The following is a 1,701-nucleotide window of genomic DNA, read 5'->3' as shown; positions in this document are numbered from 1 at the left end:
TAGGGGTTTTTCTAGGGACCTCGGGCTCACTCGCTTCGCTTGATCGCTTCGTCCGGAGCCTCGCCCTCGTGCGGACCGGATTTCCCTGGTCCGCGGGCCGCGCTCCATCACGGGGACGTCCAGAACCCCGCCGAGCCACCCCCATCCGTCGCCCCGTCGGTCGTAGCGCCGCGTGCGCGGTGCAGGAATGTCTGCCTGCTGCGCGTCGGCTACGCCTCCCGGCCTCGCCTTAGCCCCCGACTGACCCTGGGAGGATTAGCCTTGCCCAGGAAACCTCGGGTTCACGGCGGACGAGTTACTCTCTCGTCTCTCGCTACTCATGCCAGCATTCTCACTCCCATGCGCTCCACCGCCGGTCGCCCGGCGGCTTCCCCGCCCATGGGAAGCTCCCCTACCGATTCTACTTAGGTAAAATCCCGCCGCTTCGGTGTCCAGCTTAGCCCCGTGTATTGTCGGCGCATGTCCACTCGACCAGTGAGCTGTTACGCACTCTTTGAATGGATGGCTGCTTCTAAGCCAACATCCTGGTTGTCTGGGCGGACGCACATCCTTTGCCACTCGGCTGGAACTTGGGGACCTTAGCGGGCGGTCCGGGCTGTTTCCCTCTCGAGCACACAGCTTAGCCCACATGCTCTGACTGCCGCGCTCTGGGCCGCCGGCATTCGGAGTTCGGTTGGATTCGGTAGGCGGCGAAGCCCCCTCGTCCATCCGGTGCTCTACCTCCGGCGGTGAACGCGCGACGCTAGCCCTAAAGCTATTTCGGGGAGAACGAGATATCTCCGGGTTTGATTGGCCTTTCACCCCTATCCGCAGGTCATCGCCGCCGTTTTCAACCGACGTGCGTTCGGCCCTCCACGGGGTCTTACCCCCGCTTCAGCCTGCCCACGGATAGCTCACCCGGCTTCGCGTCCGCGGCGCGGGACTCAAGTCGCCCTGTTAAGGCTCGCTTTCGCTCCGGCTCCCTTTCGGTTAACCTCGCCCCGCGCCAGCGACTCGCTGGCTCATTCTACAAAAGGCACGCCGTCACACCACAAGGGTGCTCCGACTGCTCGTGGGCGCACGGTTTCAGGTACTGTTTCACTCCCCTCCCGGGGTGCTTTTCACCTTTCCCTCACGGTACTGGTGCGCTATCGGTCACAGGGTAGTACTCAGGCTTGGATGGTGGTCCACCCAGGTTCGGACCGGGTTTCACGTGCCCGGCCCTACTCAGGGACCGCGTCGCGCCGTCCGGTCTGGGTTCGCGTACGGGGCTGTCACCCGCTGCGGCCGGCCCTCCCATGCCGTTCCGCTCCCCAGCCGGACCTGCGCCCGGGGGCGGCAGCCCCCGGATGCGCGGCCCTGCAACCCCGTCGGCGGAACCCCTGCCGGGTATGCCCGCTCGACGGTTTGGCCATCGGTCCCCTTTCGCTCGCCGCTACTCGGGGAGTCTCGAGATTGATTTCCTCTCCTCCGGGTACTTAGATGTTTCAGTTCCCCGGGTTGTCCTCCCGGCCCCTATGTGTTCGGGGTCGGGATATCCGTACTGCTACGGATGGGTTCGCCCATTCGGAGACCCCCGGGTCGAAGGATGTGTGCTCCTCGCCGGGGATTATCGCAGCTTGCCGCGTCCTTCATCGGCTCCCTGTGCCAAGGCATCCGCCGTGCGCCCGTGGTATCTTGCGGGACCGCTCTCGGGCCCGCGGGATATCCACGTGTCGCTAA

Annotated in this window: 1 rRNA gene (only partly in view); it reads right to left on the bottom strand. The window is 65.1% G+C overall.

Going from position 1 to position 1,701, the window contains the following annotated elements:
- Nucleotides 1-1,662, bottom strand: a 23S ribosomal RNA gene (locus DW151_RS10675) (it extends 1,392 nt beyond the left edge of the window).
- Nucleotides 1,663-1,701: the final 39 nt, after the last annotated feature.

It is taken from the genome of Collinsella sp. AM13-34 (assembly GCF_003473055.1).
In the GTDB taxonomy this organism is placed as follows: domain Bacteria; phylum Actinomycetota; class Coriobacteriia; order Coriobacteriales; family Coriobacteriaceae; genus Collinsella.
The sequence above is the reverse complement of the archived record's forward strand: the minus strand, read 5'-3'. Positions and strand labels throughout refer to the sequence as shown.